The organism is Halopseudomonas salina, from assembly GCF_008641105.1.
The window spans coordinates 226,749-241,029 of record NZ_VTTI01000006.1 but is presented as its reverse complement, the minus strand read 5'-3'; the positions used below and the strand labels follow the sequence as shown (position 1 = coordinate 241,029).

Sequence of the window (14,281 nt, the reverse complement as noted above, 5' to 3'; positions counted from 1 at the left end):
GGCCGCAAGCCGTACCCGCAGCCAGATTATTGATTTGATGAATAGCATGCCCGCATTGCCCTACCCAGACCAGATCTATCATCCAGGTTGATCAGCGTTTATCAGCCCGTGCTGGTCGGACGCCGGAAGTCGCACGAACTTCCTCTTAGGCTATAGTCAGTCATCTGTTTCAAACAATAAAAGGAATGCACTGTGAGCATGGCCCGCTCGATATCTCTATTGGCACTGTCGCTGGTTGCGCTGACCACGGAGGCCGCGCCCATCATCCTCAATACCGATGTGTCCCCGCCCTATCAGATTCGTACGCCCGAGGGCCTGGAAGGCTCATCAGTGCGCACACTGGAATGTGTTTTCGAGTCCATGCAGCAAGCGTACGAGATAAAGATTCTGCCCTGGGAGCGGGCCATCTATGAGGTGGAGCAGAACCGGGCAGATGGCTTTTTCTCTGCAACCCAGATGCCCCGGGCTGAGCCCTATGCCACGCTGTCCGCGCCGCTGGCGTTGGAAAAATGGTTCTGGTATAGCAATACAGATAGCGCTGTAAAACCAACCGCCCGCCCGCGAACCGGAGCTATTAGAGGCAGCAATCAACTGGCCTGGTTGCTGGAAAAGGGCACCGAGGTAGACCAGGTGGTTGGCACCACCGAGCAATTATTGCAATTACTGGATCGCGGTCGGATTGATCGATTTCTGGCCGATCAGAGCACCCTGCGTACTGTTCTTACCCAGCAACCCGTCCAACTGCGGCCTGGTTTCGAGCAGTTTTACAAATACGCCACGCTCGGTGTCTACTTCTCCAATCGCTTGCTGGCACGCGAACCTGATTTGCTGCAACGCTTTAACCGGCAGGTTTACTACTGCCTGGCAGAGACGCCCGCGCTGCATGCTGCGGAGAAAAAACAGATTGCCCAATTGCATCGCGACCTTTACCAGAGTTGGGCAGACAATCGGGTCCTGATTGACGCTGTGCGCCAGCAAAATAGGGAGCATGTGCAGCTTCACACCAGGGAGATTCTGGCACTGGACAGGCAATGGGTTAAAGAGACCAAAACCGGCTCCGCCCCCATAGCCGATGGGCTGCTGGCGCGACCCTTCTCGGCATGGCTCAAGACTCAGCAGGCAGAGAGCAACGGTCTGATAACCGAAATAATGGCCACGGACCGACTGGGTTTGCTGGTGGCCGCCAGCGAGCGGACCACCGATTACTGGCAGGGCGATGAGGCCAAGTTTTCCGAGGCGTTTTTTGCTATCAACAACGAGGCCTATATCGGTACGCTGCAATATGACCAGTCGAGCCAGGCCTATCAGGTGCATATAAGTGAGCAGATCCGTGACCCTGACACCAAGGAAGTAATAGGCACATTGATTATCGGTCTGAATATTGAGCGTGCCCTTTTGAAATCGGATCTTGGAGGCAAGTTATGATGCGCACCAGCCAACGCATCACGACCGCTTGCAGTCTTATGCTGGCGGCCGGGGTTCTGCTTGTGGGCTGCGCTGCGCCGCAACCCAAGGGCCCGTTAAGCGAGAAGCTTGCGCGGGTAACGCTGGAAACCCGGCCCCAAGATCGCATCGAAGCTTACAGGCTGGATGGCCAGTTGGTTAGTGGTCTGCATTTTGATGATCTGGCGCCTGGTAACCACGACCTTCGGGTACGTTATTATTTCGAAATTCCCGGCTCCGCTGGCGGCGCGGGCTCACTCGGGGAGTCTCGATGGGAGCGTTGCATTCTCGGCGTGCGCTATGCGGGCTTTGACGGGGGCCAGGATTACATTTTTCAGGCACAACCCATGGGGTTTCGAGCGTCGGGGTCGCTGCGCTCTGCCAACGGCGAAAAACTGGCAGAGGCACAAGTCATACGTTGCGGCCCGGCTGCCTGATAAAGCCTGTCTGACGCCACAGTGGCAGCCAGGCAAGATCATCTGAATCCTGAGCCGAGTGGTACTCGGCGCCTATCCAGCCTGCATAGTCGCTGGCCGCCAGAGCTGCAAAAGCGGCTGCAAAGTCCAGATCCCCGGTCCCCGGTGCGCCCCGTTCCGGCGTGTCGGCGAACTGCACATGCCCGATCTTGCCCTTCAGCCGCCCTATAACCGCGGGCAATGACTCACCCATGCGCTGCATATGGTAAAAGTCCAACTGCGCCGACAGATTCGGGTGACCGACACAGTCGATCATCTGCGCCAGCTCCTCGCCAGTGGCCAGCAGAAAATCGGGCATATCGATCCGGTTGATCGCCTCGCATACCACCTTTACATCCAACCCGGCAAAAGCCTCTGCCGTAGTGGCCAGATTCCTCGCCAGGGTTTCCAGGGAGCTGTCGCGGGTGGTGCCTGCAAGCAAACGGCCCGGCAGCACGTTGACCCGTTGTGGCCGCGCAATCGCTGCGTAGGCCAGCGCCTGCTCCAGCGCCGCCTGAAACAGCTCTTCCCGACCCGGCACCCCGGCCAACCCTGCCCCGCCCTCAAGCAGATCACCTGCGGGCAGATTGAACAGCACCAGAGGCATCCGGGCCTGCTGCATTGCCTCGCTGAGCTGCTGCGCCGGTACCGCATAAGGAAACTGGATTTCCACACCATCAAAACCATTGCGCGCTGCTGCCCCGGTGCGCTCGATCAGGGGTAAGTGGTTAAAAAGCATGGACAGATTGGCAGACAGTGGCCAGGACATGACGTGAACACCTCTTGATGATCAATGCAGCGATGATAAGCGCAACAAGCCTGCGGACCAAAGGCAGCCGCTGGCAGATGCCCATGCTACAATCGCGCCACGCCCCGGCCGGACTCGACACCTGGTTGGGAGTCTTCCGCTATTGAACCGGAGAAATACATGTCGATCTCAAAACGTCCGCTGGCCGTCATGGCTGGCTTGTGCCTGTCTGTTGCCTCCCTGTTTGCTGCACTACCTGCCGCTGCAGAAACCACCACCCTGCGTGTATCTGCCATTCCCGATGAAGCGCCCACTGAATTGCTGCGCAAGTTCGAGCCCTTGGGCAAGTACCTGGAGCAGGAACTGGGCATGCCCGTAAGCTTCCAGCCGGTATCGGATTACGCCGGGGTGGTTGAAGCTCTGGGCGCCGGTCGCCTTGATCTGGCCTGGCTCGGCGGTTTTACCTTTGTGCAGGCGCACCTGCGCAGTGGTGACGCGATTCCCGTGGTGCAGCGTGAACAGGACGCCGTATTTACCAGCACCTTTATTACCGCCAACCCTGATGTGAAAGAGCACAAGGACCTGGAAGGCAAAAGCTTTGCATTCGGCTCTGTCTCCTCAACCTCAGGTCATCTGATGCCACGCTACTTCATGCAGCAGGACGGCATTGATGCAGACAGCTTCTTCAGCCGCATCGCCTTCTCCGGTGCCCATGATGCCACCGCCGCCTGGGTCGAATCGGGCCGTGTGGATGCCGGTGTATTGAATGCTTCGGTATGGGACAAGCTGGTTGCCGAAGGCAAGGTCGATACCGACAAGGTACGCGTCTATCAACGCACGCCTACCTATTTCGACTACAACTGGACGGTGCGCGGCGACCTGGATCCGGAACTGGTCGAGAACATCCGCCAGGCGTTTCTCAAGCTGGATCCCGAAAACCCCGAGCACAAGGAAATCCTTGATCTGCAGCGCGCCAGTCGCTTCATCGAGACCAGCCCGGAAAACTACGCAGGCATCGAGCAGGCCGCACGCGCTGCCGGCCTGCTGCAGTAAGCCGTGGGCGTCGTACTCGAGGGTGTGGGCCTGACCCACGCCGGCGGGTTGCCAGCACTGCAGGGTATCGACCTGCGCATCGAGGCCGGTGAGCGGGTCGCCGTCATAGGCTCCTCAGGTGCTGGCAAGACCACCCTTTTGCGTCTGCTTGCCACCGGCTTGATGCCCAGTAACGGGCGACTGATGCTGCTGGGGCAGACACCCGCGCAACTGGGTTCCGCTGCCTTGAAAAAGCTGCGCAGCCGTATCGGCCTGATTCATCAGAGCCCGCCGCTGCCACCCCGCCAGCGTGTGGTAACAGCGGTGCAGGCCGGGCGGCTGGGGCAATGGTCCCTGCCCCGGGCGCTGATGTCGCTGTGCTATCCGCTGGATATCGACGGGGTCGAGCAGGTCCTCACGCCCATGGACCTGACCGACAAGCTGTTCAGCCGCTGCGATCAACTTTCCGGCGGCCAACTGCAACGGGTCGGCATTGCCCGTGTGTTGTATCAGCGTGCGGAACTGGTATTGGCTGACGAGCCCGTTGCGGCCATGGACCCTTTGCTGGCAGATCACACTGTCGCTCTGCTTAACCGGCTTGCCGCTGAGCGCCAGGTAACCCTGGTGGCCAGCCTGCACGCCGTGGATCTGGCGCTGAAGCACTTCCCCAGGGTAATCGGGCTGCGCGCGGGGCGGGTTCATTTTGACTGCCCCGCCGGGCAGGTAACCGACGCATTGCTCGAGTCCCTGTATGCCAACGACGAACTGGGCCCGGTGCAAGCGCAAGCAAACCATCCGGTTCCCCAGACTTTCGGGCCTGTGGCAGGGGTCGCTCCGCGATGCCTGTAGGATTACCGCCGCGCAACCGATGGCGTGATCCGGCAGCACTTCCCCGCCTGCTTATGACCGTCGCGGCGCTGATTATTCTCTGGCCGGGACTGGTATTGACCGAGTTCAACCCGGCCACTCTGATCGACCCTGATAACGCATCAGTCATGGGACGATTTCTGGCAGGTTTCTGGCCACCTGATCTATCCCCCCGCTTTCTTGCCCTGCTGGCAACCGCCACCCTGGAAACCCTGGCGATGGCCACCGCAGGCCTGACTTTGGCTTTGTTACTGGCCGTACCCATGAGTCTGCTGGCCACCCGATCCTTGTCGGTCTCATCGTTGCTGACAGGCCAGCCGGCGCGCTGGTCATCCGTGGCGCGCTATCCGGTGAGGCTGGTGATGATACTGCTGCGCAGTATTCCGGAGATTGTCTGGGCGTTACTCTTTGTGCGCGCTGTCGGGCTTGGCCCCACTGCCGGGGTACTGGCCATCGCCATCACCTACAGTGGCATGCTCGGCAAGGTATACGCCGAGATCTACGAATCTGTGGATCAGGCCCCCGCACGCGCCCTGCTGCAGAGTGGCAGCTCGCGACTCGCCGCGTTCTTTTACGGCATTCTGCCGGGCGCCGCACAGGAGCTGACTTCCTACACCCTGTATCGTTGGGAATGCGCCATTCGCGCCTCGGTCATCATGGGTTTTGTCGGGGCTGGCGGATTGGGGCAGATGATTGATCTATCGATTCGCATGTTTGCCGGCGGCGAAGTGGTTACCATCCTGGCGAGCTTTCTGCTTCTGGTGTTGCTGGCCGATCAGCTCAGCTCCGTACTGCGCCGGAGGCTGGCATGAACCGGCCCTGGCAGACACTTATTCTGATTGGCTCGATCCTGACAGCGATTATCGCGTCGTTCCTGTACCTGAGCATGGATCTGGGCGCCCTGACGCGGGGCGACGGGCCCGCGCAGATGGCAACCTACGCACAGTCGTTTTTCCCACCCGATACCTCTGCGCCCTGGCTGCGCAAGATCGGTTGGGGGCTGCTGGAAACCCTGGCAATATCCGCCGTCGGCACGCTGCTCGCCGTTATTGCCGGGGCCATTATCAGTCTGCTCGCCGCAGGCCGATTGGGGGAAATAGCCCGCGGGCTGGCGCGCTTGCTGCTCAACGCACTGAGATCGGTACCGGAGCTGGTATGGGCTGCATTGATGGTACTGGCCGCGGGTCTCGGACCCTTTGCCGGCACGCTGGCTATTGCCCTGCATACCACCGGCGTGCTCGGCAGGCTGTTTGCCGAGGCTCTGGAAAACAGCCCCCGGCAGCCAGCAAGAGCATTGCAGGACAGCGGCGCCGGGGCCACTGCAGCTTTTTTCTACGGCACCCTGCCCAACGTGTTGCCGCAATGGCTGTCGTACAGCCTGTATCGCTGGGAAAACAATATTCGCATGGCCGCGGTGCTGGGTTTTGTGGGAGCGGGCGGGCTCGGCCAGATGCTCTATGTCACGCTCAGCCTGTTTCAGCAATCAAGGGCGCTGAGCGTGATTCTGGCCATGCTGCTACTGGTCCTGGCGGTGGATGGTCTGAGCGCCTGGTTGAGACGGCGCCTGGCCTGAAAGAGCTGGCCGCATCAATGTGTTGCGGCGCGCTCCTGCACCAGCACCCAGGGGCGAATGACCACCGCCCACAAAGTGTCGGGGTTGCGCCGGCTCCAGTCCGCCGCCTCCTCATCCGAGGCGGGGCCCAGCTGCTTGTCTTCCATCCAGCGACGAACCTGCCCTGTGTCGTCACGGGTAAAGGCGCCAGCCACTTCCACCAGGTCCAGCTCGCGGCTTACCGAAAGCAGGTTGCCTGCAGCAAAGTGCCGCTCCAGCGCCTGCCACTCGATCTGCGAAGTCGCGCCCAGAATTGCGGCGTAGGTCTCATCGGGGCCTGTCATGGCGATGCATCCTCATCAATATTGATTCAGCGCATGGTAACCATCCTGCCTGCACTTGCAACAATTGGTCGGCAAGTCCGGGAAAAAAGCCTATTGTGACAAGGGCGTGTCGACTTTCAGACATAATGTTGCAGCAAGAGGACATTGGCCCATAAATGACCCGGAAATTACCAACCGCTGATTCCCTGCGCACACGCACATTGCTAAACTGCGCCGGTACAGTTCCGGGAGAGGGACAGGATATGGCACCTGCCGACACCGCCAACTCTTCGATCTAACGAACATCAAGCGAGAAAATAAAATGAAAATGGCTCAGAAAAAAGCAATCTCCCTGTTTATTGCCGCCGCCGCAGTTGCCGGTGCCAGCAACTTTGCGCTCGCAGCAGACAACATCAAGATCGCCCTCGCCGGCCCCGTCACTGGCCCCGTTGCCCAGTACGGCGACATGCAGTTCATTGGTGCCAAGATGGCCATCGAACAGATCAACAAGGCCGGTGGCGTGAACGGTAGCCAGCTCGAAGGTGTCGTATTCGACGACGCCTGCGATCCGAAGCAGGCTGTAGCCGTGGCCAACCGCATTGTCAACGAAGAGATCCAGTACGTAGTAGGCCACCTGTGCTCAAGCTCTACGCAGCCCGCCTCTGATATCTACGAAGACGAAGGCATTCTGATGGTTACCGCCGCCTCCACCAGCCCGGAAATCACCGAGCGTGGCTACGAGCTGGTGTTCCGCACCATCGGTCTGGATAGCCTGCAGGGCCCAACTGCTGGCAACTATATTGTCGAGCAGGTCAAGCCGAAGAAAGTCGCTGTTATTCACGACAAGCAGCAGTATGGTGAAGGCATCGCCACAGCCGTGCGCGACGTGCTGGTCGAGGGTGGTGTAGCGGTACCGGTATTTGAAGGCATCACTGCCGGTGACAAGGACTTCTCTGCACTGATCGCCAAGCTGCGTCAGGAAGGCGTCGATTTTGTCTATTACGGTGGCTACCATCCCGAACTGGGCCTGATCCTGCGTCAGTCTTCCGAACAGGGTCTGGATGTGACCTTCATGGGCCCTGAAGGTGTGGGTAACCCCGACATCTCCGCGATCGCCGGTGAGGCGTCAGAAGGCCTGCTGGTTACCCTGCCCAAGGCATTCGATCAGGATCCGCGTAACGCCGAACTGGTTGCTGCATTCAAGGCAAAAAACGAAGATCCATCAGGTCCTTTCGTATTCCCGGCTTACGCAGCGGTGCAGATCATTGCTGACGGCATCAAGCTGGCCGGCGAAAATGATACCTTCGAAGTAGCCAAGGCCCTGCGCAGCAACGAGTTCGATACACCTACCGGCACCTTGAGCTTTAACGAAAAGGGTGACCTGCAGGACTTCAACTTCGTTGTCTACAAATGGCACGCTGACGCAACCAAGTCTGCTCTGACCGAGTAACACCAGGTTCGGGCCCCGGGGCAAAGCTACATTCGCCCCGGGGCCCGTTTTTTTGATGCCCGTCTGTCCTGACCCGCATTGCTCATCCTGCTATTCCAGGTGTCGTGACCATGCCCGAGTCACTCTATTATTTCCTGCAACAGATACTGAACGGCCTTACGGTCGGCAGTACCTACGCGCTGATCGCGATCGGCTATACGATGGTGTACGGCATCATCGGCATGATCAACTTCGCCCACGGCGAGGTCTACATGATCGGCAGCTACATTGCATTCATAACCATTGCCGCCCTCGCTTTATTCGGCATCGAATATGTACCGCTGATGATTATCGGTGCGTTCATCGTCAGCATGATAGTAACCAGTGCCTACGGCTACAGTATCGAACGTGTTGCTTACCGCCCCTTGCGCGGTGGTAACCGACTGATTCCGCTGATCTCTGCTATCGGTATGTCGATCTTCCTGCAGAATCTGGTACGCCTGGCGCAAGGCTCACGGGATATCGCCATGCCCAGCATGATCACCGGTGGCATCACCATCGGCCCGGAAGACGGCTTTGCAGCAACTCTCTCTTACATGCAGATGATCATCTTTGCCGTCACACTGATCACCATGACCGGCCTGACCTTCTTCATTACCCGCTCGCGCATGGGCCGCGCCTGCCGGGCCTGTGCTGAAGACCTGAAAATGACCAATCTGTTGGGTATCAATACCAACGGCATCATTGCGCTGACCTTCATCATTGGTGCCGCACTGGCAGCTGTTGCCGGCGTTCTGCTTGGCATGTACTACGGCGTGATCAACCCCTATATCGGTTTCATGGCCGGCCTCAAGGCTTTTACCGCCGCGGTACTGGGTGGCATTGGCAGCATACCTGGAGCGGTGCTGGGTGGTTTGCTGCTGGGTATCACCGAGGCCATCACCGCAGGCTATTTCAGTAGCGAGTACAAGGATGTGGTGGCCTTCAGTCTGCTGATTCTCATTCTGCTTTTCCGCCCCAGCGGCATTCTCGGTCGCCCGGAGGTAGAGAAAGTATGAGGTCTCTCAATTTCAAGGCGGCCTGCATTTCCGCCGTGGTAGTGATAGTGCTCACCGCACTGCTGATGGGCGTGCGCCTGGAGCAAAGCGGAGCCGGGCTGACGGTCACCGGCGCAGGTGAAGACGTACTGTGGAAGATTGCCGCAGCGGCCGCATTCCTGTTCTTCTTCAACCTGTTCCGCGACCAGATAAATGGTCTGTGGCGCGCGATTCCCAGCGTGCCAAAAACGCCACCCAAGCTTGCCGATCTGCGTGACAAACCGGCATTGCAGCGTCTGTTCTGGTGTTTTCTGATTGCCGGGGCAGTGGTTTTCCCGTTCATGGCCAACCGTGGCGGTGTGGATCTGGCGACGCTGGTGCTGATCTACATCATGCTTGGCCTGGGCCTGAATATCGTGGTCGGTCTGGCGGGCTTGCTGGATCTCGGTTATGTCGGCTTTTATGCAGTAGGCGCCTACACCTACGCGCTGCTGGCGATGTATTTCGGCCTGGGATTCTGGACCGGCCTGCTGGTCGCCGGCGCCATGGCTGCGCTTTTCGGCTTCCTGCTGGGCTTTCCCGTTCTGCGGCTGCGCGGCGACTATCTGGCGATCGTGACGCTGGGCTTCGGGGAAATCATCCGAATCCTGCTTAACAACATGACCTGGTTGACCAATGGCCCGAACGGTATCGGCAGCATCCCCAAGCCTACCCTGTTCGGCCTGGAATTCAGCCGCCGTGCCAGTGAGGGCATGCAGACCTTTCACGAGTTCTTTGGCCTGGACTACGATTCCAGCCATCGAGTCATTTTCCTGTACCTGCTGGCCCTGGCATTGGTGCTGATCACTCTTTATGTAATCAATCGCCTGCTGCGCATGCCCATCGGTCGCGCCTGGGAAGCTTTGCGCGAGGACGAAATAGCCTGCCGTTCGCTGGGCATCAACCCCACTGCAATCAAACTCAACGCCTTCACCATCGGCGCCACCTTCGCTGGTTTCGCAGGCTGTTTCTTTGCTGCGCGGCAGGGCTTTATCAGCCCCGAGTCCTTCACCTTTATCGAGTCGGCGATCATTCTGGCGATCGTCGTGCTGGGCGGCATGGGCTCACAGGTGGGTGTTATTCTGGCGGCGATCATCATGACTATCCTGCCGGAGCTGGCGCGCGAGTTTAATGAATACCGCATGCTGCTGTTCGGTCTGATGATGGTGCTGATGATGATCTGGCGGCCCCAGGGTCTATTACCGATGAAGCGTCCGCATATGGAGCTCAGAACATGACTGCGATGACTCCCCTGCTCGACGTATCGGGCCTGACCATGCGTTTTGGCGGTTTGCTGGCCGTCAACGGTGTAGGCCTGCAGGTACACGAAAAACAGATCGTCTCGATGATCGGGCCCAATGGCGCGGGCAAGACTACGGTATTCAACTGCCTGACCGGATTCTACAAGCCTAGCGATGGCAAGATCGTGTTTCGCGGCGAAGAGATTCAGGGTCTGCCGGGCTTCAAGGTTGCCCGCAAAGGCATGATCAGGACCTTCCAGCATGTGCGCCTGTTCAAGGAAATGACCGTCGTCGAGAACCTGATGGTCGCACAACATCAGAACATGAATACCAGCATGCTGGCGGGTCTGTTCAAGACCCCGGGTTACCGTCGCAGCGAAAAGGAAGCCCTGGACCGCGCGGCTTACTGGCTCGACCGAGTAAATCTGCACGAATTCGCCAACCGCACCGCCAATACCCTGGCTTACGGCCAGCAACGTCGTCTGGAAATTGCCCGCTGCATGGTCACTCAGCCCAGCCTGCTGATGCTCGATGAGCCAGCTGCCGGCCTCAACCCGCGGGAAACAGAGGATCTCAAGGAGCTGATCGCCGAGTTGCGCGATAACCACGACCTCACGGTCTTGCTCATCGAGCATGACATGAAGCTGGTTATGGATATTTCCGATCATATCGTGGTGATCAACCAGGGCTGTCCGCTGGCCCAGGGCACACCGGAAGAAGTCCGGCTGAATCCTGACGTCATCAAGGCCTATCTTGGCGAAACCTGAGGGTTAATCTGCATGCTGTACATGAAGAACGTATCAACCCACTACGGCAAGATTCAGGCACTGCATGATGTGAGTCTGGAGGTGGAGCGCGGCGAGATTGTTACCCTGATCGGCGCCAACGGGGCTGGCAAGACTACCCTGCTGATGACGCTGTGCGGCGATCCGGCCGCTACCACCGGCAGTATCCGCTATGCCGGTGAAGAGCTGACGGGGCTTACCACTGCCGAGATCATGCGCAAGGACATCGCCATAGTACCCGAGGGTCGGCGGGTGTTTTCGCGCCTGACCGTGGAAGAAAATCTAAGCATGGGCGGGTTCTTTACCCATAGGGACGCGTTCCAGGAGCAGATGGATACCACCCTGACCCTGTTTCCACGGCTGAAGGAGCGGTTCCAGCAACGGGCCGGCACTATGTCGGGTGGCGAACAGCAGATGCTCGCAATCGGCAGAGCCTTGATGAGCAAACCGAAGTTGTTGCTACTCGATGAACCTTCCCTGGGCCTGGCTCCCATCATTATCCAGCAGATATTCGAGATTATCGAACAACTGCGCGAACAGGGCGTGACCATCTTTCTGGTCGAGCAGAACGCCAACCAGGCATTGAAGCTGGCTGATCGCGGCTACGTGATGGAGCACGGTCGCATCGTGACCCAGGACACCGGGGAAGCCTTGCTCAGCGACCCGCAGGTGCGCAGCGCCTATCTCGGCGGCTAGGCTGGGTTAGTCAGCGGATGGCGGGCCTGTCAGGAGGCCCGGGTAGGCACAGCCAGCGAAGCTCTCACCCGCTGTCAGCAGCCGTGTACTGGATTGATAGTAATATCCGTTGAGACGGGAGAAGCAGGGTTTCGGGTATACCCAGAGCTCAACTGGCTCGCCCTCAAGAGTGCGGAAACTCCGCACGCCGTCGGGTAGTTTTTCGGTGATGATCGGTTGCCATTCGTCACCGAGGGTAGTCAGCTGCAGGCCGGAGCCGGCAATGCGTACCATCCATTCGGGCCGCTCGCCTTCCGCAACCCACTGGCTGGCCGCAGCAACCTCGTCTGCACAACCATCACCAGTAGCACCCAGGCGCACAACAGCGCCGGGGCTGATGCTGTTGCCGTCAACAAGTTGTCCGCGGAGTTCGACAAAGAGCACGTTCTGGGCTGGCTCCGCCACGCGCTCAAAAAGAGCTCTCAACTCACCGTCTATCCGCACCTGATGGGCAGAGCCGGAACAGGTTTCAAGCCGTGCCCCCTCCTCTGTCAGGTGCATCAGCCCACTGGTTCGCGAGGACCCTTCCCCATCGGATTGCGGCAACCAGGCGCAGCCGGATAGGGTAACGAGCGCGAGCGTGGTGCTCATTGCGGGCATCGAACAACGGGAAACGGGCATTTGCGGTCCTCGAAATCAATAATATACAGAAATACTTAAAGGTAACTGGTCACAAAAAGATCAACTGGTGCTAGCCTAGCAGGAGTATCGCAACTACCCTAGCAACGCCAGTAACCAATAACATTTGAGCACGACTCCCAGGGCAATATGAAAAAACTAACCGCCGTTTCCGCCGTCATCATCTCAATGGCATTGACCGCCTGCTCTACCCCTCCACCCGCCCCTGTGGCTGTAGCACCGCCGCCGCCCTGGGCAGAGCCCAGGATAGCCAGCCTGACCGCGGTTGCCGAGGCGCAGGGTTTTGAAGTACAGCGTGAAGGCGAGCAGATCCGGCTGATCATTCCCGTCGACGGCACTTTCCACCCCAAGCGCACGCTTCTGTTGCCTTCGGGCCTGGCACCGCTGGGCAAGGTGGCGAAAGCGCTGAAGGATGACATGGGCAGTCAGTACGCGGTAATCGGGCACAGCAGCAGCGACGGTGACCGGGAGCTCAATCGGCGCCTGAGCATGGAGCGCGCTCAGGCTGTGGCCAGCGTGCTGATGCTCGGCGGTGTGAGTAGCCAGCGCATGAGCCTGCACACCATGGGTGAAGACAGGCCGATGGCTGATAACTCCACACTGACCGGCCGCGATCTCAACCGCCGGGTGGAGATTCGTCTGACACCCTATCCTGCTCGCAGTATTGCGCTGGCCGCTACGCAGCCCTGAACCGCGAAGCCTTTACCCAGCGCACCGCGCAGTATGGAAACAAAAAACCACCCAAGGGCTTGAGCCCGAAGGTGGTTTTTTAATGCCTGGCTTTTAACCGGCAAGCCTGGGATCAGGCAGAGATCGGCGTGCGCCAGTCATCGGAACCGGAAGTGCCGGAGACTTCGTGGGTCCAGATAATCTTGCGGTAGGTAAAGTACACATCTTCCAGATGGGTGAAGTGCGACAGATTCGGATCCTGACAATTGGGCATGTGCGACTGCACATCAACGATGATCGCGTCCTGCAGCTCAATCGTATAGTAGTGCTCCTGGGTGCCGGTAGCGGAGGTGCGATACCACTCCAGGCGGCAACTGCTCAAGCGCTCACCTGAGGTCAGGGCGTTGAAGATCAACGGGGAAGACTTGTCGAACACCTTGGTGATCATCAGTGGTTTGTGAACGCGCTGACCGGTTGGCTGACCGGATTGCGGATCACGCGGGATGATTACCTGATGATCGAAGGCCTGAACCAGAATCTGATCCTCGTGGCCTTCCTGGAAGATATTGCCGACCGAGTCCTCGGTAAAAGTACCTGCTGTGATCAGACCTTGCTTGGTGCCTTCGAGGGACATATAAGCGGGTGTTGGCATCGGAGCTCTCCTTGCGGGGTTGTGGACGTTCTACGCCCTGGAGCTCATCTACTTACAAGACCTGTGCCGAACTTATATTATCTTTTAAAATCAAGTACATACGCTATTTTTCATCAGCCGAAAAATCAAACTGTGCGCCAGTTCACGGGATATTGCGCAAAGCCTTGCGCAGCTGCGCGCAGGAAGTTGCCAGAGAGACCGGAGGCCGCTGAGGGCCTCACCCGCCAGCCGAGATAAGCCTTTGAGGTGCAAGCAATTGCGCAAGAAGCTGCACACCCCCGACCTACTCCCAGGGCTTGCCCCGGGTTCTCTCGACGCGAGTCACCCGACCATGCATCGCGGCCTTGGCCAACATATGTGCGCTGACCGGCGCAGTGATAAACAGAAAAAGTGTTATCAATAGCTCATGCAGGCTGATCCCGTCGCGGGTGGCACTGAAATACACCAGTGAGCCGATCACCAGAGCACCTACACCGAGCGTTGACGCCTTGGTAGGGCCGTGCAGCCGCATATAGAAATCCGGCAGCTTCCAGAGCCCGATAGAGCCGATCAGGGCAAATACACTGCCCAGCAAAATGAGCGCAGCCACAACCCATTCTACGGCACTGGCGCTTTGTATGGCTTCTAGCATCTTG

Annotated in this window: 17 protein-coding genes; 12 read left to right on the top strand and 5 right to left on the bottom strand. The window is 58.8% G+C overall.

Annotated elements, in window-relative coordinates; translation table 11 throughout:
- The first annotated feature begins 198 nt into the window (after positions 1–198).
- Both FZF01_RS11985 and FZF01_RS11980 read left to right on the top strand, forming a co-directional pair.
- Positions 199–1,425 (top strand): substrate-binding periplasmic protein, encoded by a 1,227-nt coding sequence (locus FZF01_RS11985; protein WP_150278412.1) that lies wholly within the window; start codon positions 199–201, stop codon positions 1,423–1,425.
- Complete coding sequence (locus tag FZF01_RS11980; RefSeq protein WP_150278411.1) at positions 1,422–1,880, top strand: PA0061/PA0062 family lipoprotein; 459 nt, start codon at positions 1,422–1,424, stop codon at positions 1,878–1,880. The genes FZF01_RS11985 and FZF01_RS11980 overlap by 4 nt, the downstream gene beginning before the upstream one ends.
- On the opposite strand, the gene FZF01_RS11975 is transcribed toward FZF01_RS11980, so the two are convergent.
- Positions 1,855–2,667: a hydroxypyruvate isomerase family protein gene (locus tag FZF01_RS11975; protein ID WP_150278410.1), complete on the bottom strand. Its 813-nt coding sequence runs from the start codon at positions 2,665–2,667 to the stop codon at positions 1,855–1,857. The genes FZF01_RS11980 and FZF01_RS11975 overlap by 26 nt on opposite strands.
- A gap of 165 nt (positions 2,668–2,832) precedes the next feature.
- On the opposite strand from FZF01_RS11975, the gene FZF01_RS11970 reads away from it, so the two are divergent.
- From FZF01_RS11970 to phnE, 4 genes are read left to right on the top strand one after another with little or no spacing between them, the layout of a single operon-like run.
- Positions 2,833–3,699: a putative selenate ABC transporter substrate-binding protein gene (locus FZF01_RS11970; protein WP_150278522.1), complete on the top strand. Its 867-nt coding sequence runs from the start codon at positions 2,833–2,835 to the stop codon at positions 3,697–3,699.
- 3 nt (positions 3,700–3,702) lie between these two features.
- A complete protein-coding gene (locus tag FZF01_RS11965; RefSeq protein ID WP_150278409.1) occupies positions 3,703–4,527 on the top strand; it encodes a phosphonate ABC transporter ATP-binding protein in 825 nt (274 codons plus the stop codon).
- Positions 4,518–5,357: a PhnE/PtxC family ABC transporter permease gene (locus tag FZF01_RS11960; protein ID WP_150278408.1), complete on the top strand. Its 840-nt coding sequence runs from the start codon at positions 4,518–4,520 to the stop codon at positions 5,355–5,357. Before FZF01_RS11965 ends, FZF01_RS11960 begins: the two co-directional genes overlap by 10 nt.
- Positions 5,354–6,118, top strand: a complete 765-nt coding sequence (phnE, locus tag FZF01_RS11955) for a phosphonate ABC transporter, permease protein PhnE (RefSeq protein WP_150278407.1) — start codon at positions 5,354–5,356, stop codon at positions 6,116–6,118. Before FZF01_RS11960 ends, phnE begins: the two co-directional genes overlap by 4 nt.
- A 14-nt stretch (positions 6,119–6,132) precedes the next feature.
- Here phnE and FZF01_RS11950 read toward each other — a convergent pair whose 3' ends face one another.
- Positions 6,133–6,441, bottom strand: coding sequence for a DUF2288 domain-containing protein (locus tag FZF01_RS11950; protein WP_150278406.1), 309 nt, complete (start codon positions 6,439–6,441; stop codon positions 6,133–6,135).
- A gap of 307 nt (positions 6,442–6,748) precedes the next feature.
- Here FZF01_RS11950 and FZF01_RS11945 point away from each other — a divergent pair, with 307 nt between their 5' ends.
- From FZF01_RS11945 to FZF01_RS11925, 5 genes are all read left to right on the top strand, one after another.
- On the top strand, positions 6,749–7,870 hold the full coding sequence (locus tag FZF01_RS11945; RefSeq protein ID WP_223825504.1) for a branched-chain amino acid ABC transporter substrate-binding protein: 1,122 nt from the start codon (positions 6,749–6,751) through the stop codon (positions 7,868–7,870).
- Positions 7,871–7,980: 110 nt separating this feature from the next.
- Positions 7,981–8,907, top strand: a complete 927-nt coding sequence (gene livH, locus FZF01_RS11940) for a high-affinity branched-chain amino acid ABC transporter permease LivH (protein WP_150278404.1) — start codon at positions 7,981–7,983, stop codon at positions 8,905–8,907.
- Complete coding sequence (locus tag FZF01_RS11935; protein WP_150278403.1) at positions 8,904–10,163, top strand: high-affinity branched-chain amino acid ABC transporter permease LivM; 1,260 nt, start codon at positions 8,904–8,906, stop codon at positions 10,161–10,163. Before livH ends, FZF01_RS11935 begins: the two co-directional genes overlap by 4 nt.
- A 5-nt stretch (positions 10,164–10,168) precedes the next feature.
- Positions 10,169–10,933, top strand: coding sequence for a high-affinity branched-chain amino acid ABC transporter ATP-binding protein LivG (livG, locus tag FZF01_RS11930; protein WP_150278521.1), 765 nt, complete (start codon positions 10,169–10,171; stop codon positions 10,931–10,933).
- A 12-nt stretch (positions 10,934–10,945) separates the two neighbouring features.
- Entirely contained in the window at positions 10,946–11,647 is a 702-nt protein-coding gene (locus tag FZF01_RS11925) for an ABC transporter ATP-binding protein (RefSeq protein WP_150278402.1), read from the top strand.
- Positions 11,648–11,653: 6 nt separating this feature from the next.
- Here FZF01_RS11925 and FZF01_RS11920 read toward each other — a convergent pair whose 3' ends face one another.
- The gene (locus FZF01_RS11920; protein WP_150278401.1) at positions 11,654–12,307 is read right to left on the bottom strand and encodes a hypothetical protein; all 654 of its coding nucleotides are present in this window, start codon (positions 12,305–12,307) and stop codon (positions 11,654–11,656) included.
- Positions 12,308–12,454: 147 nt separating this feature from the next.
- On the opposite strand from FZF01_RS11920, the gene FZF01_RS11915 reads away from it, so the two are divergent.
- Positions 12,455–13,015: an OmpA family protein gene (locus FZF01_RS11915; RefSeq protein ID WP_150278400.1), complete on the top strand. Its 561-nt coding sequence runs from the start codon at positions 12,455–12,457 to the stop codon at positions 13,013–13,015.
- 112 nt (positions 13,016–13,127) lie between these two features.
- On the opposite strand, the gene FZF01_RS11910 is transcribed toward FZF01_RS11915, so the two are convergent.
- A complete protein-coding gene (locus FZF01_RS11910; RefSeq protein ID WP_150278399.1) occupies positions 13,128–13,646 on the bottom strand; it encodes an Hcp family type VI secretion system effector in 519 nt (172 codons plus the stop codon).
- A gap of 283 nt (positions 13,647–13,929) precedes the next feature.
- Entirely contained in the window at positions 13,930–14,277 is a 348-nt protein-coding gene (locus FZF01_RS11905) for a Na+/H+ antiporter subunit G (protein WP_150278398.1), read from the bottom strand.
- Positions 14,278–14,281: the final 4 nt, after the last annotated feature.

Excerpts from the sequence above, each read along its gene's own strand:
- FZF01_RS11960 (WP_150278408.1), top strand. The coding sequence starts at position 4,518 with ATGCCTGTAGGATTACCGCCGCGCAACCGATGGCGTGATCCGGCAGCA.
- FZF01_RS11935 (WP_150278403.1), top strand. The coding sequence starts at position 8,904 with ATGAGGTCTCTCAATTTCAAGGCGGCCTGCATTTCCGCCGTGGTAGTG.
- livH (WP_150278404.1), top strand. The coding sequence starts at position 7,981 with ATGCCCGAGTCACTCTATTATTTCCTGCAACAGATACTGAACGGCCTT.
- phnE (WP_150278407.1), top strand. The coding sequence starts at position 5,354 with ATGAACCGGCCCTGGCAGACACTTATTCTGATTGGCTCGATCCTGACA.
- livG (WP_150278521.1), top strand. The coding sequence starts at position 10,169 with ATGACTCCCCTGCTCGACGTATCGGGCCTGACCATGCGTTTTGGCGGT.
- FZF01_RS11950 (WP_150278406.1), bottom strand. The coding sequence starts at position 6,441 with ATGACAGGCCCCGATGAGACCTACGCCGCAATTCTGGGCGCGACTTCG.
- FZF01_RS11985 (WP_150278412.1), top strand. The coding sequence starts at position 199 with ATGGCCCGCTCGATATCTCTATTGGCACTGTCGCTGGTTGCGCTGACC.
- FZF01_RS11980 (WP_150278411.1), top strand. The coding sequence starts at position 1,422 with ATGATGCGCACCAGCCAACGCATCACGACCGCTTGCAGTCTTATGCTG.
- FZF01_RS11905 (WP_150278398.1), bottom strand. The coding sequence starts at position 14,277 with ATGCTAGAAGCCATACAAAGCGCCAGTGCCGTAGAATGGGTTGTGGCT.
- FZF01_RS11920 (WP_150278401.1), bottom strand. The coding sequence starts at position 12,307 with ATGCCCGTTTCCCGTTGTTCGATGCCCGCAATGAGCACCACGCTCGCG.
- FZF01_RS11910 (WP_150278399.1), bottom strand. The coding sequence starts at position 13,646 with ATGCCAACACCCGCTTATATGTCCCTCGAAGGCACCAAGCAAGGTCTG.
- FZF01_RS11915 (WP_150278400.1), top strand. The coding sequence starts at position 12,455 with ATGAAAAAACTAACCGCCGTTTCCGCCGTCATCATCTCAATGGCATTG.
- FZF01_RS11945 (WP_223825504.1), top strand. The coding sequence starts at position 6,749 with ATGGCTCAGAAAAAAGCAATCTCCCTGTTTATTGCCGCCGCCGCAGTT.
- FZF01_RS11975 (WP_150278410.1), bottom strand. The coding sequence starts at position 2,667 with ATGTCCTGGCCACTGTCTGCCAATCTGTCCATGCTTTTTAACCACTTA.
- FZF01_RS11925 (WP_150278402.1), top strand. The coding sequence starts at position 10,946 with ATGCTGTACATGAAGAACGTATCAACCCACTACGGCAAGATTCAGGCA.